This window comes from Paenibacillus silvestris (assembly GCF_009882985.1).
Classification (GTDB): domain Bacteria; phylum Bacillota; class Bacilli; order Paenibacillales; family NBRC-103111; genus Paenibacillus_E; species Paenibacillus_E silvestris.
The window spans coordinates 573,471-593,905 of record NZ_WTUZ01000020.1 but is presented as its reverse complement, the minus strand read 5'-3'; the positions used below and the strand labels follow the sequence as shown (position 1 = coordinate 593,905).

Here is a 20,435-nt window from a genome sequence, read left to right as displayed (position 1 = left end):
CTTGAAATAGCGGCTCATAGTTCCCCTTCTGTGTGAAAATGGGCGCTTTTCGCAGAAATAGCGGACTGTAGTTCCCCTTTCTAAGCAGCAAGGCTCCAGCTGTCACAATACAAAAAAAAGCGATACAAGAATAAATTCTTGTATCGCTTTTTTCTTTTAGACCAATACGCTGACGTCCGAGCCAGTCTCCAGCTTTTCTGCCGGAGAAGACAGAACATTTGCGACCATCAGCAGATCATCAACGGGACGCAGGAAGGAGCGGAGCAAGCGGCTATCCTTTAGTTCAGGATCAAGCCATTTTTCGGCCTGCTCTTGATCGAGAATGGCAGGCATATGGCCATGGTAAGGAGAAACCAACGGATTTGCTTCCGTCATTAGCATCATGCAAGTGCGGAGTTCCTCTTCACCACTCGGCGCCCGCCAAACATCGTATAAACCTGCGATGCCGAAAGTGCCGCTGCGCATTTTGAATTTCACCCACTGGGTCTCCTTGCCCTCCGTGACACGGACATAGAATCCGCTGCAGGGAAGGATGCAGCGCTGTTTCTTGATAATACGCTCGAAGGCTGTGTTCGTGAAGATGGAATCGCGTTCCCCACAGACCGCATCCTTAGCCCAAAAAGGCATAAGCCCCCAACGGAATTCATCCAGAAGACGCTCGCCCTTTCGATTAATCATAATTGCAGAAACGGACTCAGTCGGTACCACCTCATATCGATTAGCGGTATAGGACAGCAGGCGATCGATACGGAATTGTTTCATGACGTCATTGACGTCAGCAAGAATAGATACGGAATGACACACAATTATTCACCTCATTTGATTTTGGTTATTATTTTCCTATTTCACCAAAATCATGTATGAGGATATAAAAAAACTGAGAGCTTTACGCCCTCAGCTTCCTGTGTATGGTTCGGATAAATAAGTATGAATGCAATTTTTCCCATTGCGTTTGGCAATATACAAACACTCATCCACCTGCTGGAACCAGGCTTTCTTCATCGTGTTGCGATTATAAGGCGCCAGTCCAATACTCATCGTTAACGGTCGCCCAGGCATCTCTGGGATATCCGTTTCACGGATAATCTGCATGAAGGTTTCACACACCGCCAGCACTTCCTCGTGGGTCTTGCCTACAAACAACACGGCAAATTCCTCGCCGCCATAGCGGAAAGACATATCATCTGGACCCAGCGCATCTTTGAGCAGTCCGCCAATCGTTTTGAGCACAACGTCCCCGACCCAGTGTCCGTAAGTGTCATTGATTTTTTTGAAATTATCGATATCCATCAGGGCAAGCTCCAGCGGCGTATCATAGGGCATATGCGAAATGAGATGATCTGTATGCTCTTGGAAAGAGCGGTGGTTAAACAACTCTGTAAGCGCATCTACTTTGGAAAGCCGGTCAATCATGACGTTGCGAATGAGGAGATCCTGCTCACGTACAGTGGAGGCTCCAAGCTGCGCAAGCAGCATGTGGCCTTTCGACATAATAGCGAAACAGACAAGGGCTGTAGCAGATAGAACTGTGAGTGCAACAATGACTTCAGAAGGCGTAATGAGATAACCTTTGTACACCTGGCTAAGCACTAACGCTGTTAAACTTGCAAGACCTAAACTATAAGCGAAAATAATATACTTCTTTTGAAAATAAACAGAGGATAAAATAATAGGAATGCTAACTAATTCGTAAGAACTCATCAGCTCAGGGATACACATAATATAGATACAAACCATGGTCATGGTCCATACAATCATGATAAAATCACTGTATCTTTTGAGGAAGTGAATGGCCAGATAACCGGCGCCCATAAGGGCAAGCTGCAAGCTAGTCGGGATGATTTGGAAGTGCAGGAAGCTATGAAGCCACTGGGCTGGCTGTTCATAGATATCAAAGAGAAAACCGATCATAGCTGCTACTTCATAGATTAGTAATATCCACCATAATAGATGGATGAGTTTTCGGTTCCAAGTATGATCATTTTCCGGAAGCTGTTCCATCAGAAAAAGGCCACTTTCCTTTCATGCTAGCAAATAGTGGAAATATTTTTCGTGCCTTGTGAGACCATTGTAAAGAATAACCACCCGATTAGGCAAGCGATGAAAATTATAAATAGAAACACCAGGAGGGCTATGACAGCTCAAGGTTATATACACGCATGGGAACATTATAAAGACGAGCTCACTTTGCTGGATAAAAAGTTGGAGCTTCTCTACAAGCGTCGGCAGAAGCTTACCCCTGATCCGCAAACAGATTCGTTTCGCGGAATGTTTGTATCCGAAGACGAATTCATTCGCCTTATCGGTGAACAGGAGATTGATGAAGAACTCCAAGAGGAGGAAATGGCTCTCTTGGGGGACATTCAAGAGATGGAAGCCTACATAGCTGGTCGAATCGAAGAAAGCCGTAATAAAGGCGTATTTCTCCCTTTGTCGTATGCAGCCTCCGTATTTGGTCTTTCTGCGATTGAGGAGCGGTTCGTCATGCTCGGGCTAGCGGTGGAATTGGACCGCAAATATGAACGCATTTTTGGCTTCTTGCAAGACGATCTAACCAGCAAGACGCCCAACATCTCTTTGGCGCTGCAAGTTGCGTGCAGCACGCCGGAGGACATGAGAGCGGCGCGAACTACCTTCGTTGCTCCCGAGGGCAAGCTGGCGAGGTACATGCTGCAGCGTGAGGAGCAAGACTTCAGAGGCCAGTCGCTACTCTCTAAGCCGCTGCTTCTGGACAAGCGAATCGTTGCCTTTCTGCTCGATTCCGGGGAAGTCGACCCGAAGCTGAAGCCGGCGGTCGAGATGGTGTACCCAGACAACGAGCTCGCCCCCTTGCTCGTGCAAGAAGATTTTCAGCAGCGGCTGCGGGGCTTCATCCACGAGGAGCAGCAGTCACCGGCAGCTGAGCGCAAAAGGCTCGCATTCCACCTGTGGGGGAATGCGGGCGCAGGCAAGAAGCTGCAGGTCAAGCACTTCAGCAGCTATTACTCCAAGCCGCTGCTGATTGCGAATCTTGCGGATGTGCTGCTGCACGCCGCAAGATTCGAGGAGCAGGTGAGCGCCATCGTGCGCGAGGCGATTCTGCACCAAGCCGTGCTGTGCTTCACACGGCTGGAAGAGCTCTACCCTGAAGAGCCGGATCTTGCGGCGCAGCAGCGGCTCGGGCGGTTTCATGAGCTGCTGGACGGCTACGGCGGCATGATCTTTCTATTAGCCGGCAAATATAGCCGGCTGAACTGGAAGCCCAAGGAGCGGCTGCTCCTTGAGCATGAACTGCAAGTGCCGGACGAAGGCGGGCGCGAGCGCCTTTGGACGGTATTCGCGCGCGAGCTGGGCGTGAGCGCGGACGTCGATGCCCGGGTGATGAGCGGGAAATTCCGCTTCACCCCAGGGCAAATTCACCGCGCGCTGACGCTTGCGCGCGGGTACTCCGCCTGGCAGCGTGAGCCGCAGGCGGATGCCAAACCGGCTGCGCTGCGCACAGATGCGCTCTATAAGGCGTGCTACCAGCAGGTGCAGCACAAGCTGGAGCGCAAAGCGACGCGCATTGAGCCTCGCTATCAGTGGGCGGATATCATTCTCGCCCCTGAGCAGAAGGATCAGCTCCGCAATGCGTGCAATCAAGTCAAATACCGTGGCGTCGTGTACAACGACTGGGGGTTTGAGAAGAAGCTGGCCTACGGCAAGGGGCTTAGCATGTTGTTCGCCGGACCGCCGGGGACGGGCAAGACGATGTCTGCGCAGGTGGTGGCTGGCGATCTGCAGCTTGAGCTTTACAAAGTCGATCTGTCGCAGGTGATCAGCAAATATATCGGCGAGACGGAGAAAAATTTACACGAGATTTTCGAAGAGGCGCAGCTTAGCAACGCGGTGCTGTTCTTTGATGAAACCGATGCCCTTTTCGGGAAGCGGTCCGAAGTGAAAGATTCCCATGATAAATATGCCAACATTGAAACTGCCTATCTTTTGCAGAAGATGGAAGAATATCAGGGCATTACGGTGCTAGCTACGAATCTATTGAATAATATTGATGAAGCGTTCCTGCGCCGGATCAATTACGTTATTAAGTTTCCTTTCCCTGATAGCGAGTATCGCGAGAAAATCTGGCAGTCCATGTTTCCGCCGGCAGCACCTCTCAGCGAGGATGTCGATTTCCGATATTTGGCGCAGCGCTATGAAATTGCCGGAGGAAACATTAAAAATGTCGTCCTTTCCTCCGCCTTTCTAGCCGCAGAAGCGGGTGAGCCGATTCGGATGCAGCACATTATTAAATCCATTCGCCATGAGCTTCAGAAGTCAGGTAAAATCTTGGCCAGACAAGAATGGGAAGATTATTAGAAATTAATAGAAATTCATATAACTTTCTATAGTCAGTCTAGCGATTTGCAATTATAATAGAAAAAGGTACAGAATGCGACATATTCCCTACCATTTCAACACATTACATAGGTATTTTGAGGCAGGAAGTGATTCCTATTGGTGATTATTCAGTAATTGCCGATGTAAGCGCATCTTTAGTGAAGCTGCTTAGAGAAAATATGACACCAGATCCCATTCCGCAACCGGAGATGATTGGGCTTGCTTCGCCTGTCGATAAAGGGGATTTCTACTTATCTCTTTATTTGTACAACGTTCGCGAGAGCGGCGATAACCGCCAAACCCACATGATTGCCCGAGGGACAACCCAGATTCAATATCCTCCTATGGTGGTGGATCTCAGCTATTTGCTGACGGTGCATTCACCGGCTGAGCTTCAGTCCAGGGCGCTCGATGAGCATCGGATCTTGGGGCGAGCCATGCAAGTGCTCTATGATCATTCCATTCTTAGAGGCTCTATGACAGTAGGAACGCTTGCTGAGAAAGATGAAGAAGTTCGCATCGTGATGGAACCCCACAAGGGTGAAAGCATCTTGAATATGTGGAACTTCGCTGATACCCCCTATAGACTTTCTGTCAGCTATACGGTGGGGCCAGTCAATATTGATTCAACCCGCATCAAGACCACAAAAAGGGTTACGGAAACCGATTTCCGCATAGAAGGCTAGGGGGCAAGGGTGTGGAACATATTCGAGTATCACATTTGAAAACCCGTGTATCCTTAGTTGTCTGCGTAATCGATGCGATGACCTCACAAACTCCTCTTGGCAACACGACCGCTGTATTTCTAGAAGGCGCCCGTTCGAAAGCAATTCATAAATCGAATGGTTCCTATATATTTAATGATTTACCGCCCGGTGAATACCGTATTCTGGTAAGCAACGAGCACTATTTTCATGAACAGACTCTAATCACTATAGGAACCGACAATTTTATAGAGGTTGTTCAGTTAAAACCGCTGCCTTCCTATCCGTTTTCCCAAAGTGCTGGACTCATCCGAGCCATGCTTCAGGATGCGGCTGGGGCTCCAGTGCTCCATGCAAGTCTGCAGGCCGCCATTCTAACCGAAGAGTGCGCCAGGGCTCGCGTTATGGCAGATCAACTGGATAAGGGAGCGGAAGAGATAACACTAGGTGCATTTACAGGTGTTATCTCTGCAGGTGATACATACATACTTCGAGGACGAGGTGCTAAAGCCGCTGAGGAGCAAATCCAAATCGCGGAAGTTATTGAGCATCAGAAGCGCTTTCGGTTAAAGAAGAAACTGACCAAAGCGTTTGCTAGAGGCTCCCTTTTGCTGCCTGTCCAAGAAACACGAGTAACAGAACGCGGAGAGGCTGTGATTGCTTTTCGTGGCAATCGGATTTCGGCTTTCCAGACAGAGCTGGTCATTACATATGGTTCTAACAAGCAGTTGAAGAAGGAAGTTCTGGTAGCAGAAGGAACGACCACCAATCTTGGCATTATTCGTCTGACCTAACCCTAATTAGTAGAATGGACACGTCCATCTTCTATACAAAAATGACAAGCAGAAAGGAGAGAACTGGTTTCACGTCTATGGCTGTGTCATTTATTTTAATGCCATATTGACGGAACTGGGGAACAATGGCTGACTATTTATCACCTGGAGTCTATGTGGAAGAGTTTGACAGTGGTGCGCAACCGCTTGAAGGTGCAAGCACAAGTACGGCCGGGTTTATAGGGCTTGCGCAAAGAGGGGAAATTGAAGGTGTCCCTCAATTGGTTACGAGCGTAGCTGATTTTCATCGTTTATTCGGCAGCTACTTGTCCGAGAACGAATTCGGCGAGTATCGCTTCCTTTCTTACGCTGTTGAGCATTTTTACTTAAACGGAGGTTCCCGCTGTTACGTTATGCGTGTAGCGCCAACTGACGCGAAAGTAGCAACGAACAAAGCAGAAAGCAACAAAGAATCCTCCGTTCTCCAAATTGCTTCCAAAAACCCTGGAACATGGGGTAACCAAGTTCGTGTCGTGGTTGTGCCATCAAGCAAAGCCAAAACACAAATCTACGAAGTGCTTAGCGAGACGCAATACCGTGTGAAAAATAACGCTGGTTTTAACGTAGGCGACGTCGTTGCTTTCGAAGCTGCTGGCAAAAAGCAATACAGTAAAGTCATCGCATCCCAAGATAACATCATTGAACTTTCCGTAGAACTAGAAGGCGATGTTGTAGACGCTGGTCTGCTTGCTGCTAAGGTTTTGACGACTTGCGAGTTCACGTTGCATGTATTCTACGGCGATGAAGCTGAGACTTACGAGAAAGTATCCTTGAACATCTCAGCAGCTAATCATATTGAGAAAATCATTTCCCGTTCGAACATCATTACGGTGAAGGATTTGACAGAAGGTAAAGATCTTGGCCCTATCGCGCCTTTTGAAGTGCTTTCCGGCGAGGATGAAGCGGTTGGGAAATTCCAGATCGCCCTGTCAGGCGGAAGCAACGGTTCCATCGCGCAAGTAACGCCTGATATCTTCATGGGTGTAGATCGTGGACCTGGCAAACGTACAGGGATTCAGTCTTTCATCGACAACGATGTTGTCAGCATCATGGCCATTCCTGGTGTAACGGAGCCAACCGTTCAACTTTCTTTGGTTGCTCACTGTGAAAACCTAGGCAGCCGTTTCGCTGTTCTTGACATTCCGCGCGAGAAAACCAAAGTTGCTGACGTTATGACGCACCGCAATATTTTTGACAGCTCGTACGCAGCTATGTACAATCCTTGGCTTCAAGTGTTCGATCCGTTAGACAAAAGAAATATTTCCATCCCGCCATCAGGATCTGTCATCGGTATCTACTCCCGTTCCGACCAAACGCGTGGCGTACAGAAAGCGCCTGCGAACGAAGTCGTACGCGGTGCCGTTGGTCTAGACTGCCAATATAACAAAGGCGAGCAAGATATTTTGAACCCACAAGGCGTTAACTTGATTCGTGCTTTTGCCGGACAAGGTATTCGTGTATGGGGTGCTCGTACAACGTCCTCTAACGGTTTATGGAAATATGTTAACGTTAGACGTTTGTTCATCTTTATTGAAGAGTCCATCAAGAATGGCACGAACTGGGTCGTTTTCGAACCGAATGATGAACAGCTATGGGCTCGTGTACAACGTACCATTGATGCGTTCTTAACGCGTGTTTGGAGAGACGGGGCCTTAATGGGTGGAAGTACGTCTGAGGCGTTCTACATTAACATTGGCCGCAGCACAATGACACAGGATGACATTGATAATGGTCGACTCATTTGTGTAATCGGGGTAGCGCCGGTGAAACCTGCCGAGTTCGTAATCTTCCGTATTACTCAGAAAACAAGAGAAGAATAGTTGAAACGTTAGATATTTCTTACATTAGGAAAGGGGTATAACATGGCTGGCGAACGTAGGGATCCATACCGCAATTTTAGATTTAGAATTGAAGTAGAAGGAATTCAGCAAGCTGGATTCAGTGAAATCTCCGGATTTGACGCTTCCCTTTCGGTAATTGAATACCGTGAAGGCAATGAAACGATTACACCTCGGAAGCTTCCGGGGCTTGCGAAATACGGGAACATCTCACTTAAGTGGGGAGTTACGGACTCCATGGATATGTACAACTGGATGTCCGAGTCCATTCAGGGGAAAGTTGCCCGCAAAACCGTTACGATCATCGCGATCAACGAAGAAGGCGGCGACGTAGCAACTTGGCAGGTTATTGAAGCATGGCCGTCTAAGTACTCAGCACCAAGCTTCAAAGGTACAGGCAATGAAGTTGCCATTGAGAGCTTAGAGCTTGCTCATGAAGGCATGACACGCACGAAGTAACGATTGTTAGAGTAGGCGCCGGAGCAGCAGTCTCCGGTTCCTATCTCTTCTTTTTTTCAGCTTAAAGCATAAGGAGGAAACCATCATGGCTTTCAAAACAGAATACGAATTCGAACTGCCTAGAGGATATGTCGATGAGAACGGTAACCTGCACAAAAGAGGCGTTATGCGGTTAGCAACAGCTGCAGACGAAATCCTGCCTATGCGTGATCAACGCGTTCAACAAAATCCTGGCTATCTGACAATTATCTTGCTGACGCGTGTCATTACGAACTTGGGTGATCTGCGTGCGATTGATACAAGAGTCGTTGAGAAGTTTTTTACAGCGGATCTCGCATTTTTGCAAAATTTCTATCGCCAAATTAATGAAATGGAAGTGCCGAGCGTGCACACGAGCTGTCCGAAATGTGAGCATGAGTTCGATGTGGACGTGTCTTTTTTGGACGAGATGGCGGGGGCATAACCGGATATCCCATTGACAAGATCTATGAGGAAGCGGGCTTTATTGCTTACTATTTTCATTGGACGCATGATGAAATCATGTCAATGGAACACAAGGAACGCCGAACGTGGTGTGAGGAAATTTCCCGCATCAACCGCAATTTGAATGACGATGGTAAAAAGCAGCCTGACAACCCGTTTGATGTGTTCGGTAAGAGGTGAGTAACAAGTGAAAATATCCAAACCGCATAATGTGGGCAGTGCATTTCGATTCGTGGTAGAGCTTGACGGGCTGATCGTTGGAGGTTTTTCTGAGGTGACCGGCATGAAGTCGGAGACTGAGGTGAAGCCGTTATGGGAAGGCGGTGTCAATTCGCACCCCCATTACATGATCGAACATACGAAATACCCGAACATTGTGCTTAAAAGAGGCATCACCAATTCCAGTGAGCTATGGGAATGGTACGATAGCGTTACTCAGGGTAAGATTAAACGGAAAAACGGCTCCATTATCCTGCATAATCAGGCAGGGACGGAGATGTGCCGTTGGAACTTCTTTGGAGCCTTCCCAGTGAAATGGAACGGGCCGGATTTGAACGCCACCAGCGGAAGTGTAGCCATTGAGTCTATCGAACTGGTACATGAGGGTTTGAAGACGATTTTTAAAAAGTAAGGACTACTTGGATCAAGGCCATAACTCTTAGGGGGATTGTTTATGAAATCTCGACAATCAAATAAATCCCCAGCGAAGAAGAAAAAGGCCAAGAAAGCTGTTTGGCAGACTTCGGTGACAAGCAGCAGCTCTGCAGGACGTACAGCAAGAGAATCAAATCTATTTGCGACAGGCATTGTGGGCAAATATGGTTTCTGGCGAAACAACTATTTAGGATTGTTAGCCCTTATTTTTAAGCAAAAGGGTAGGCCAAGCCGTAAACAATTAGCGGCATTAACAGATTCGAATGATCGAGCATGGGTGATTCAGCTGGACTTGCTTTTGCAAAGCTTGCAGCATCCAGAATCAGCACCGCTCATCACGAAGCAACAAACCATTCGTCAGATTGAGCAGCTTATGACGAATGCCGGGTATAAGATTCCGGCTGCCCAAGCGATATCGTATAGAACTTCAAGTCCATCGGATGCAACTTCGGCTCATCTGCAAGCGCAGCGGCCAGCTGAGAAGCCGGTTAAGAAAAGAGGACGCAAAAGCAAGAAGCGACTCGAAGCTGAATCATCTGTTAACCATATGAACCATCCAGAAATGACCCCGGAATCCCCAAGTGAGAAAAGGGTCAGACCCGCATTCATTAATCACGTTAATAAAGGAAACTTACCGTTAATCAACCGCTCGATTGGGCAGATCGCTGCATCGATAGGGATGGTTGGCAGCAGCCGGCGTTCGATGCCGGAACAGCAGTCACAGACGGTGAGCAGACATCAACATACAACTCAAAATGTAAACATACAGCTTAAAAACATTCAGCTTTTTCATAGAAATGTCATCCGTGAAAAAGAAAATCAGTCTGCAACGAGCACTAGCTTGAATGGATCAACTAAGACTAGTCATATGAACGTGGCTAATCATGTAGAGGCTATTCAACAAACCTCGCGTTTACTTGAACAGTTTCATGAAGGCAAGCCATCTATAGGAGCAATTGATAAACAAGGTTCTGCTTCTTCTACTGTTTCTGGTGCAAGGGAAAGTGTTGCAGGTGCGAATGCAAGTGTAAGGGCGGGCACAAATGTAAATGCAAGTGCAAGTGCAAGTGCAAGTTTAGGTCAGCCTTCTGTTTTGCAGGCAGCCACGTTATTTTTGAATGACGTCGTTCAGCCACAGTTGGTCAGTAAAATGCAGCTTCAACAGGTGTATACCGATGACAATGCGACTATAAGCTCGCCGGCGTCATCTCGCAAAACGTTGCCAAAGCTTGGCGAAGGCCCCTTTTCGGCAGGGACGGTGCCGGCTTCGGTGCAGTTCATCCATAGTTTGTTAGTAAGAAATGCTTCTCAAGAGGCTGCATCTACAATAGATGCAATGCCGACTTATCGTGGAAGTGATAAGAAGGTGGATCACGAAGCTGAGGCTTCAAAGTCCAGAGGTTTCCTGGCAGCGAATCAAGTCCCAGTTGCGATAAATGCGTCTCGCATAGCGTCAACTGTTCCATTTGCTATGCACGCAACGACTAGTTTGAATGCCGGTGCTGAAGCTCGAAGAGGCGGGTTGAATTCGCCACGCGTGTGGCGAAAGCCACAAGGACAAGAGCAAGCGCGCATGGATGCACAAGTTCAAGCGCAAGAGCAAGCTCGTATGCAGGAACAATTGGACATGCATATGCTGGAACGCGAAAGAGTACGGGCGCGGGAACAAGAGCTTCAAGTACAACAACAAGAACTGCAGCGACAAGAGCAAGAGGAAGAATGGGCTAAAGAGCAAGAAAGAGTGCGTGCGCAGGAGAGTGTGCTCAATCAGCATGCCGCACAGCTTCAGGAGCAATTGCAAATTTTGCAAGAGCGAGTGGTGACTCAAGGTGATGAAGCTTGGCAAGGTAGTGGCCAAGAGCAAGGCATCGTGCAGGAGCAGCGACTGGTGCTAGAGCAACAGGTAGCGCAAGAGCAAGAGAGAACGCGAGAGCAGCAGGTAGCGCAAGAGCAAGAGAGAACACGAGCGCAGCAGGTAGCGCAAGAGCAAGAGAGAACGCGAGAGCAGCAGGTAGCGCAAGAGCAAGAGAGAACACGAGCGCAGCAGGTAGCGCAAGAGCAAGAGAGAACACGAGCGCAGCAGGTAGCGCAAGAGCAAGAGAGAACGCGAGAGCAGCAGATAGCGCAAGAGCAAGAGAGAACGCGAGAGCAGCAGGTAGCGCAAGAGCAAGATAGAACGCGAGAGCAGCAGGTAGCGCAAGAGCAAGAGAGAACACGAGAGCAGCAGAGCGTGCAAGAGCAAGAGAGAACGCGAGAGCAGCAGGTAGCGCAAGAGCAAGTGAGAACGCGAGAGCAGCAGAGCGTGCAAGAGCAAGAGAGAACGCGAGAGCAGCAGGTAACGCAAGAGCAAGAGAGAATGCAAAAGCAAGAAAAAGCTCAGGATTTAGTTCAGTCCGAAGTGCTTCAGCAAGGAAACTTGCGGCCTGGACAAGTTGTTGATCAGGCGACAGATGATCCGGCGGTTAGCCAGAGGAATGATGAGCTTAGGCAAGCTGGGGCAATTTCCAATGATGGTGATAAAGTAAGAGCAGCCAGTCCAACGATGCGAACAGCGGGCAAGATGGAACAGAGTTCTGTAATGGAACACGTTGTACAGCCTGTCGCTAGTCGTGTGAGTGGACAGCGGATTCCTGCGGTTTCAAGTCACGAAAATGCGTCCAGAGCTTCCAAGCTTATTTATAGAAAGCCCAGCATCATGGAAAATGGTGTAGAAGCTGCCATGAAAATTCAAAGCAATGATCAATTGCTGCAGCAGCTCCTTCAAAAACAAAGACAGCAATCTTCTAATGATCCACTTGTTGGAAGTACATATACAAATACGGCTATGACGATGCCCCAACCGCGAATGCTGCGGGGGGAGAGTAGTCAGCGGAGGCTATCAGATAGAAGTAGTGAGGCTGGTACATCAGCACTACAGGGTAGTCCTTATGGAATGAAGCAGGCTGAGAACCGACAGCCGATAAGTCTACAAAGCCCAATAGGTAGGCAAATGGAAGGTATTCGAGCCGGTCTACAGGCAAGTTCTGTCGTGCATAACGCTCAGCGGGTATTTCGGTCCATTGCCAAATCAGAGAATCAAGCAGGGGGAGGTCGACCTGAAGCGGGGAATATCTTGTCCTCCGTACAAGGTGTACACCAACCCTCAAACATAACTTCTGAGATATCTACAAATATAGCTAGAAAAGCTGGGAACGATGTAGCAAATTTAGTTCCGGCAAGTCCGTTCAATGGGTACCGTGCTAGTCTAAAAGCAAGCGCAAGACTTCAAGAGGCAGAGCGTATATTTCGCTCTCCAGCAAGTAAGGAACGAAGCGGCTTTAACTATGAACATCAGGTTGCAAGCCAACAGGTTGACCGGGATGCCGATGTCGTGCAGAGCACTTTACCGACGGCTGATTTAGCTTCTGAGATATCTGCAAAAGTTGCAGAATCCAGTATCGCGAAGATAGGTTCTATTTTTACCGTTATGGAAGCAATGAATAGCGAAAATAGACCGAGCAGCCGCATGGTCAGTGAAGATACAGAACGTTCTGCCGAAGGGGCTAGGGGAGATCGCGAAAGAGGTTCGAACTCTTTTGGACGGATGGTTCAAAGAATTTTCCGCAAACCGGCGGAGCAGCTACCTGATTCAGAAGTACCACAAGAACAAGCCAGACGCAGTCAGTTGACTGTAGACGCGAGCGAAAAAGGATCGAGTAATTGGATACAAAGCAGCCTGTCTACGGGAAATTTTGCAGCTGAGATTGCTTCGAAAATAACGGAGAACAGCTTAAAAAGCATGGGGCCAACCCTTGCACCGGCGGCAGCGGAAATAGGAATGCTGCGGAATAAGCAAGCTGATGCCGTGTTGCGGAAGCAGTTACCAGTGTCTGCCGTCCAAGCCATTTGGAGACACAGAGAGGGACCGTCTTCTCTAGGTAGAAGAATGGAATCGGAAAGCATTAACCGTACAGTAGATGCTAAGGAAGTAATACGATCAGCCACAACTGCAAGTGAGCCGTCCTCTGGAATCGCTCAGAGTAAGCCCGTCCGTATTGCTAATGGAATAGCAACTTCAGTTCCAATGGTAGGTAGAATGACCAAAGCTCCAGCAGGCGAGGGAGCTTCAGCGAGACCCGGTGAAGGAAGGACGCTTAATTCGAGTCTGATTGATACAAGCAGATCAATCGAAGTTCATCGGTTGATGGAAGCGGAGGCACGTGCGAAGCTTCAACTGCAGGCAGGGAGAGCCATGCAATCGCGGAAGCAGCCTGCCATGGGACCTAGGCGAGGTGCGCAAGTAGAGCATATTCAGCGGCAAAGCATAGCCGTCGAAAGCGAACGCGCGCTTCGCGCGAGTTCGGGTTCGCTCAATCAGTCGGAAGCCGGCAGCTTCCTACCTGATTCCGCAGAGCGAACCATCAAGGTCTTGAGCGCGCTGGAAGCAGCGCGCGCTCAAGATGAGCCCGCTGCCGCTTCGCGGGCAGCGGCAAGAGCAGACGCGCGCACGACGCGCGCGTCGATGGCTCGCCAGCCCGCCAGCATGACACCGCGTGTCATGCCGCTGCTGGCGAGCACCGCAGGAGCGCGCAGCGCTGCTCCTGCGGGAAGCGCTGCGGCTTCGCCTGCCGCAGCGGTAAACCTCCTGCCCGCCTACGGGACGGGCAGCTTCACACAGGCGGCTGCCATAGGCAGAGCCGCCACCACACATGCTGGGCACAGCACCAGCATGAGCCAGAGCGCGCTGCCTCCTAACCTAGGCAGCGGCATCACATCTGCGAGGCAGGAGCACTTAGCCTCGCAGCTGCCAACGCTGGAGCACAAGCAGGCTCCAGCGGCTCCTGTACCGAACAGCGCGCTGGCGGATGCCCCGCTGGAAATGGATTGGCTGCGCACCAAGGCGAGCGCAGACGAAGCCAAGACCCCAGCGGCACCGGTTCCACAAGCGCCGCCGGAGCTGACTAGCGAGCAGCTGCAGGAGATCATGAAGCAGATCCCGCAGCTGGATGTCGCCAAGATTGCGGATAAGGTATTCCGCGAAATCGAGAAAAGAATGAAGTTCGAGCAGCAGCGACGTGGATTTTAACTTTTTACATAGATGAAGAGGAAAGGACTGACACCTGTGGCACTCAAGAAAGCCATGATTATCGTAGACAAGGGAAACAGCAAAGAGAATGTGCAAGTTTTGTTTAATCCGGGTGAGTATACACTTGATACGACCAACAGCTATTCTTGGAATACGGTGCCGGGTCTGTCCATGCCTATCGGTCAATTCGTGAGTGGTGGGACGACCACGCTCTCCATGGATTTTTATTTTGACACCTACGAAAAAGGGACGGACGTCCGTGAATATACGAAGAAAATATCCGGTCTTCTGGATGTAGAGAAGGAACTGCATGCGCCTCCGATTTGCCGATTTGTCTGGGGTTCTCTGGACTTCAAAGGCGTTGTCGAAAAGGTGAATCAACAGTTCACGATGTTTCTCGATACGGGAGTGCCGGTTCGTGCCAAGCTGAAAGTAACCTTTCGCTCCTGGCATACGAAGAAAGAGCAGCTGCAGACCATTCCCCGCCACTCGGCGGACCGAACGAAGCAGAAGATGCTGAAGCAAGGGGAGCAGCTCTGGATGATTGCTGCTCATGAATATGAAGATCCAAGCTTATGGCGGGAAATCGCCAAAGCCAATCAGATTGATAATCCGCTTAAAGTCGTAACGGGACGACGTATTGCTGTCCCAAGATTGGACTGATCGGATGGCAACTTTAAGCTTGGAATCAAGCACCTTCACTTATGATGATTTAGCTAAGAAGTACAAAGAATTTTTCGCACCGGCTTACTTAATTACGGTTGATGGGACGAAGCTTTCCGATAATATGGCCATTTCCACGATACGCGTGGAGACCTCCATTGATGGAACAGCGGATTCTTTTTCATTCCGAGTAACGAACGCTTACGATGTGACGAAGAACGACTTTCAGTGGCTAACCGAATTTACGTTGGGGAAGGCCATCGACATTAGTCTTGGTTATGTAGATAAATTCACGCCTGTATTTACTGGATTTATCACGTCTGTCGTCGTCGATTTCCCTGAGGATGGGGCACCTGGTCTCATTGTACGAGGGATGGATTTCTCGTATTTGATGATGAAGGGAACGAAGTCCCGCTCGTGGAACAAAAAGAAATATAGCGATATTGTAGAGGAAATCGCCAAAACCTACGGCGCCAAAGTTCATGTGGATGCGACGACGACAGAATATCCAGTGATTGCCCAAAGCCAGATTAATGATTTTCATTTTATTCAAAATTTGGCGAATTTGGTTAACTATGATTTCTTCGTTGTAGGGAAGAACTTATATTTCCGCAAGCCGCTTACCGAAATGTCGCCTGTATTGACGCTGGAAATGGGCAAAACCTTGCGCACTCTAACACTCGACATGAACCTTGCCGAGCAAATTACCAGCGTGAAGGTGCGAGCATGGGATAACAAAGAGTTGAAAGTGATTGAAGGAGAGTCGGCTACCATCTCGAAGCTTGGAAGTAATTCCAAGACGGGTAAAGATATACTCGCATCCAAAGGGGATTTCGTGGAGCATGTTTATACGAATGTTACCTCTGTGGAGGAAGCCAAAACGTATGCCAGTGCCTTGTTGAACAGACGGGCGATGAAGCTGACCAGCGGTTCTGGAGAATGCATCGGTATTCCGGAAATTCGGGCAGGGCGATATATTAAGCTTGATGGTGTAGGCAAAAAGTTTGATCAGCCCTATTATGTGATGGGCGCTACGCACCTGATTAATGATGAGGGCTATACGACGCGCTTTCAAATAGGAGGGAATGCGGTATAATGTTCAAACTTCCCGATATTACCCTAGGCGGTGTCGCCAACTTCGCTTCCCAGAAAATCGGTGGTGTTATGGTCGCAGTTGTGACTAACAATAACGATCCCGATAAGCTCGGGCGGGTGAAGCTGAAGCTGCCACTACAAGAAACGGAAACCGAAACCGATTGGGTTCGCATTGCCACGATGATGGGCGGCAAGGAGATGGGCAGTCTTTTTATCCCGGAAGTGAATGATGAGGTTCTAGTGGCTTTCCATCTAGGGGAGCTGCGTCAGCCTTTCGTGATTGGCATGTTGTGGAACCCCAAGAATAAGCCGCCGGCACCAGCCGACAAGAACGATCTGCGGATGATCAAATCGCGTTCAGGCCATGAATTATCGTTCAATGATAAAAGCGGTGACGAGAGCATCACGATAAAGACTAAAAAAGGTCAAATTATCGAGTTGAAGGATAAGGATGACAGCATTTCAATTGCCGATCAGAGCGGGAATAACAAGATCATGATCAAAGGTGGATCGGCTAATGAGATTTCGGTTGTCAGCCAAACGTCCAAAATCACGCTTAATGCCAAAGGCGAAGTAGCGATTGAAAGCTCGAAGGAAATTAAAATTAAATCTACGCAAATTAATATAGAAGCATCAGCGACGATGGCGCTTAAGGCAGGGGCCACGTTGGATTTGAAATCGGACGGCATCATTAATATTAAAGGCAGTATGGTCAAAATCAACTAACGAAGGAGCGTGGACGGGTGTCGGAAGCATTCTTGGGGCGAGGCTGGAAATTCCCGATTCAGGTCGACCCTGCAACAGGGCGGATTCGGATGTCCGAATACGAGGAAGACATCGCTGAAGCGATCCGCGTTATTTTGGGCACCACACAGGGAGAACGGGTTATGCGTCCGAGCTTTGGCTGCGGCGTGCAGGAGTTCATTTTTGGCCTAACGGACGATACATCGCTTCATCTGCTGGAAAGCAACATTCAAGAGGCGATTCGCAATTGGGAGCCAAGGGTCCATGAGGTGGATGTGAAGGCTGTGCCGGAAGCCGATGATCCAGGTAAAGTGATGATTCGCATCTCTTATCTGGTGCGTACGACGAACAACTTGTTTAACCAAGTGTATCCTTTTTACCTATTTGAAGGTTCTAAATAGAAAGAGGCAGCGGAAACGATGATGATACGTGCAAGAGAGGAGGTGGAGCTGAGCGATGCAACCTCCCAAAATTGATCCCAGAGATATCCCAGATCTCATAGCGCAGATGAAGGAAATGGCGCCTTATTACACGCCGGAATGGCGCTTTACGCCTGAGAACCCGGACCCGGGTTCGGCGTTATTCCTCATGTTCGCGGACATGTTTCATGACAACATCAAACGTTTGAACCGAGTGCCTACGAAAAACCTCATTTCGTTCCTCAATATGTTCGATGTCACGCTGCTTCCGGCGAGACCAGCCAGCAGTTATTTGACTTTCGCGCTGAATGAGGGGACGAAGGAGTCCGTCTTCATATCGGCGGGCACGCAGGTTGCAGCTGCAGCCGAAGGCAGTAATATTCTGTATGAAACCGCCCGCAGCGCGCTGTTGACGCCTGCCCTGCTGACGGATGCTTACGTGACCAGTCGTAAACAGGATAAGATTATTCGCATCGCGGAGGAGTTTCTGACGGCATCCCGGCAAGGATTGGCAGCCCCAACGGCGCTTTTCCGGCTGCAGGGCGATAATTTGCAGGAGCATGCGTTCTTCATCGAGCATAGTGCTCTCTTCACCTTGTCTAGCACGGCGCGGATTGAGATTGAATTCCGCAACTCCAAACGGCGGTTTGAAGAGCTTGCGCTGTCGAGCCAGCTGGCTGACCCGCAATTAACCGAGTGGTTGTATGCCACGGCTGATGGATGGATGCCTTTCGACCAAGTAACTGCTAAGGGGAATCGGGTTATCCTTTCGAAAGCGCACGAGGGGCAGCTTGCCCTGAAGGAAGTAAACGGAAGAGCAGGCCGCTGGATTCAGTGTCGTCTGAAGCCTCTTCTGCCTGGCGGCAAAACGTTGGCGGACAGCCAGCTATCCATGGACCATATTTCGTTCAAAACGGATTACTCGGATTTGCTTGAACAAGGTGGCATTCAGCCGGACCTTATGTTTTATAATGATATTGCTGCAGATCCAAGCGGTTTCTATCCATTTGGCGACCAGTTTGCACTGTATGGCACTTTTTATATCGGGAGCCAAGAGGTGTTCACGAAAAAAGATGGCGATATTAAGCTGAGCTTCGACTTGCAAGCCATTGAGAACCGTTTCGGAGCGGAGCTAGTGGATCCTATCGATTGGAAAATGGTGATGAAAAAGTCCAAGTTCGATAAGCCTCCAGTCGTCCATATTACGGTGCTGCAGGTCGCTTGGGAGTATTGGAATGGTACAACTTGGGTGCGTCTAGAGGTAGGAAAAGAAGCGGAGAAGCTGTTTTATTACCCCAAGGAACAGAAGGTGCGTAAGGACATTAACTTCCGCTGTCCGCTTGACCTTGAAGCCACTTATGTGAACGGCAACGAAAATTATTGGATCAGGGCACGGATTTTGCATATCGAAAATGCCTACGTGGGGCAGGCGCTTTACTTATCTCCTTGGATCGATGAGGTCTCCATGACTTATGAATACGAGGATCGCCTTTACCCTGCTGAGCGGTGTCTAGCGCTGAATAATACCGTGTTTGAAGACCGGACGCGGCACAGCAAGCAGCTGGAAGGGGGCTTTGAACCGTTTCAGCCACTAGCGGGCAGTCATCCGGCTCTACATCTATGTTTCGATACGCCGCCTGTCAAAGGCCCGATTTCGCTCTATGTCTCGGTGAAGCAGCAGCGGTTTGCTGAGCAGGATTTGCCTCTGCTGGAATGGGAATATTTGCGTGCTGGTTTAATGCCGGGTCATGCATCCGAATGGGCGCCACTTAAGGTGATCGATGATACGAACGGGTTGACGCAGAGCGGGACCGTGCAGTTTGTTGGCCCTTCTGACTTTGCTGCCGAATCCTTGTTTGGCCGAGAGGGCTTCTGGATTCGTGCCGTGAACCGTGATGACAAATATGATGATACGACAGGACGGACTCAGATTCCTACGCTTCATGGACTCTATATGAATACCGTTCAGGTTCTCCAGCAGGAGACGATAATTGGAGAAGTTCCTGAGGCCAAAGGGCTGGAAGAGCTCGAATACCAGCTGAGCCGAAACGGCATCGTATCGGAAGAAGTATGGGTCGATGAGACGGAATTCGTAACGGAAGAAGAGATTGCTGAGTACGAAAGAGCCGGAACACCACAAATGGAAATTAGCCGAGATTCGGAAGGCAATTTACTGCAGTTGTGGGTTCGCTGGATCTCCGTAAGCCAAATGGCGGATTCAGGCAATAAAGATCGTCATTACATGATCGATCGTACGTTTGGCCGCATTCGTGTCGGAGATGGCGTCCATGGCATGCACCCACCGAAAGGTGGATTGGCGCAGCTCAAAGTTACGTATCAAGTGACTTCGGGGCAAGTAGGTAATGTAGGCGCTCGTGAAATTAATCAGATGCAGGATTCTATCGCATTTGTCGGCGAAGTGTATAATCCGGAGCCGGCTTCTGGCGGCTGCCAAGCCGAGAAGCTGGAGTCTGCCCTAGAGCGCGGGCCTGAAATGCTAAAGCACAGAAACCGTGCGGTTTCAGCCAAAGATTACGAATGGCTCGCGCGCGAAGCCTACCCGAATATCGCTAAAGTGAGCTGTATCGCCAATCGAAATGCTTATATGAAAAAAGAGATCGGCGCCATGACACTGGTCATTTTGCCCAAAGAAGGCCAGCAAGGAAGCCTTGCGTTTCCTGTGCTTAAGAAGCAAGTTGAGCGTTATATTATCGAGCGCGCATCGAGTCTCGTGGCTTTCCCGGAGCGGCTCCAAGTCATCGAGCCGGTGTATATGGAAATTTCCGTTTCGGCTATCGTTGCTGTAGAAGGCATGGACGCTGTCGTCACGACGGAAATACAAGCTATGGAGAAGCTGAATCGCTTCTTGGACCCACTAACTGGGAATTTCGACGGCAAGGGCTGGGCCATCGGTCAGCAAATTCACCCCTCTGTCTTTTATGCGCTGCTGAAGACGATTCGAACGATCAGCCATGTAGAGAAGCTCTACATGACGGTCTATAAGCTGGAGGACGGCGAACGTGTCGAGCTGGATGTAAACCGACTACCGGCGCTCCCGCACGGCATTATTGTTAGCGGCAAGCATAAGGTGGTCGTGAACGTTTTGTAATCATTATCTAAGG

General features: G+C 49.4%; 16 protein-coding genes. 14 read left to right on the top strand and 2 right to left on the bottom strand.

The genetic code is table 11. The annotated features are described in order from the left end of the window. Positions 1-156 precede the first annotated feature (156 nt). A complete protein-coding gene (locus GQF01_RS17890) occupies positions 157-804 on the bottom strand; it encodes an SOS response-associated peptidase (RefSeq protein ID WP_161408073.1) in 648 nt (215 codons plus the stop codon). A 90-nt stretch (positions 805-894) separates the two neighbouring features. Further along, positions 895-2,001, bottom strand: a complete 1,107-nt coding sequence (locus GQF01_RS17885) for a GGDEF domain-containing protein (protein ID WP_161408072.1) — start codon at positions 1,999-2,001, stop codon at positions 895-897. 132 nt (positions 2,002-2,133) lie between these two features. On the opposite strand from GQF01_RS17885, the gene GQF01_RS17880 reads away from it, so the two are divergent. The 14 genes from GQF01_RS17880 to GQF01_RS17815 all read left to right on the top strand — a co-directional run bounded on the left by GQF01_RS17880 (position 2,134) and on the right by GQF01_RS17815 (position 20,422). After that, the gene (locus tag GQF01_RS17880; protein ID WP_161408071.1) at positions 2,134-4,335 is read left to right on the top strand and encodes an ATP-binding protein; all 2,202 of its coding nucleotides are present in this window, start codon (positions 2,134-2,136) and stop codon (positions 4,333-4,335) included. 128 nt (positions 4,336-4,463) lie between these two features. After that, positions 4,464-5,042 (top strand): DUF4255 domain-containing protein, encoded by a 579-nt coding sequence (locus GQF01_RS17875; RefSeq protein ID WP_328803477.1) that lies wholly within the window; start codon positions 4,464-4,466, stop codon positions 5,040-5,042. Positions 5,043-5,077: 35 nt separating this feature from the next. Next, a complete protein-coding gene (locus tag GQF01_RS17870) occupies positions 5,078-5,854 on the top strand; it encodes a carboxypeptidase-like regulatory domain-containing protein (protein ID WP_161408070.1) in 777 nt (258 codons plus the stop codon). A gap of 125 nt (positions 5,855-5,979) precedes the next feature. Beyond that, complete coding sequence (locus GQF01_RS17865) at positions 5,980-7,713, top strand: phage tail sheath family protein (RefSeq protein ID WP_161408069.1); 1,734 nt, start codon at positions 5,980-5,982, stop codon at positions 7,711-7,713. A 42-nt stretch (positions 7,714-7,755) separates the two neighbouring features. After that, on the top strand, positions 7,756-8,190 hold the full coding sequence (locus tag GQF01_RS17860) for a phage tail protein (RefSeq protein WP_145658801.1): 435 nt from the start codon (positions 7,756-7,758) through the stop codon (positions 8,188-8,190). An 85-nt stretch (positions 8,191-8,275) separates the two neighbouring features. Beyond that, positions 8,276-8,653: a phage tail assembly protein gene (locus tag GQF01_RS17855; RefSeq protein ID WP_145658799.1), complete on the top strand. Its 378-nt coding sequence runs from the start codon at positions 8,276-8,278 to the stop codon at positions 8,651-8,653. Further along, a complete protein-coding gene (locus GQF01_RS36875; RefSeq protein ID WP_127458506.1) occupies positions 8,650-8,853 on the top strand; it encodes a DUF6760 family protein in 204 nt (67 codons plus the stop codon). The genes GQF01_RS17855 and GQF01_RS36875 overlap by 4 nt, the downstream gene beginning before the upstream one ends. Before the next feature lie 7 nt (positions 8,854-8,860). Continuing rightward, positions 8,861-9,304: a phage tail protein gene (locus tag GQF01_RS17845; protein WP_161408068.1), complete on the top strand. Its 444-nt coding sequence runs from the start codon at positions 8,861-8,863 to the stop codon at positions 9,302-9,304. Positions 9,305-9,346: 42 nt separating this feature from the next. Next, on the top strand, positions 9,347-14,392 hold the full coding sequence (locus tag GQF01_RS17840) for a coiled-coil domain-containing protein (protein WP_161408067.1): 5,046 nt from the start codon (positions 9,347-9,349) through the stop codon (positions 14,390-14,392). Between the two features lie 36 nt (positions 14,393-14,428). Next, a complete protein-coding gene (locus tag GQF01_RS17835) occupies positions 14,429-15,055 on the top strand; it encodes a CIS tube protein (protein WP_186456340.1) in 627 nt (208 codons plus the stop codon). Positions 15,056-15,059: 4 nt separating this feature from the next. After that, complete coding sequence (locus GQF01_RS17830; RefSeq protein ID WP_161408065.1) at positions 15,060-16,151, top strand: phage late control D family protein; 1,092 nt, start codon at positions 15,060-15,062, stop codon at positions 16,149-16,151. Beyond that, entirely contained in the window at positions 16,151-16,876 is a 726-nt protein-coding gene (locus tag GQF01_RS17825) for a phage baseplate assembly protein V (protein WP_161408064.1), read from the top strand. The genes GQF01_RS17830 and GQF01_RS17825 overlap by 1 nt, the downstream gene beginning before the upstream one ends. A gap of 17 nt (positions 16,877-16,893) precedes the next feature. Further along, positions 16,894-17,295: a GPW/gp25 family protein gene (locus GQF01_RS17820; protein ID WP_328803476.1), complete on the top strand. Its 402-nt coding sequence runs from the start codon at positions 16,894-16,896 to the stop codon at positions 17,293-17,295. Between the two features lie 55 nt (positions 17,296-17,350). After that, positions 17,351-20,422, top strand: coding sequence for a baseplate J/gp47 family protein (locus GQF01_RS17815; protein WP_161408063.1), 3,072 nt, complete (start codon positions 17,351-17,353; stop codon positions 20,420-20,422). Positions 20,423-20,435 lie beyond the last annotated feature (13 nt).

Bases quoted from the DNA above. Each gene is read 5' to 3' on its own strand.
- GQF01_RS17885 (WP_161408072.1), bottom strand. From the start codon at position 2,001: ATGGAACAGCTTCCGGAAAATGATCATACTTGGAACCGAAAACTCATC.
- GQF01_RS17880 (WP_161408071.1), top strand. From the start codon at position 2,134: ATGACAGCTCAAGGTTATATACACGCATGGGAACATTATAAAGACGAG.
- GQF01_RS17865 (WP_161408069.1), top strand. From the start codon at position 5,980: ATGGCTGACTATTTATCACCTGGAGTCTATGTGGAAGAGTTTGACAGT.
- GQF01_RS17860 (WP_145658801.1), top strand. From the start codon at position 7,756: ATGGCTGGCGAACGTAGGGATCCATACCGCAATTTTAGATTTAGAATT.
- GQF01_RS17855 (WP_145658799.1), top strand. From the start codon at position 8,276: ATGGCTTTCAAAACAGAATACGAATTCGAACTGCCTAGAGGATATGTC.
- GQF01_RS17840 (WP_161408067.1), top strand. From the start codon at position 9,347: ATGAAATCTCGACAATCAAATAAATCCCCAGCGAAGAAGAAAAAGGCC.
- GQF01_RS17830 (WP_161408065.1), top strand. From the start codon at position 15,060: ATGGCAACTTTAAGCTTGGAATCAAGCACCTTCACTTATGATGATTTA.
- GQF01_RS17825 (WP_161408064.1), top strand. From the start codon at position 16,151: ATGTTCAAACTTCCCGATATTACCCTAGGCGGTGTCGCCAACTTCGCT.
- GQF01_RS17815 (WP_161408063.1), top strand. From the start codon at position 17,351: ATGCAACCTCCCAAAATTGATCCCAGAGATATCCCAGATCTCATAGCG.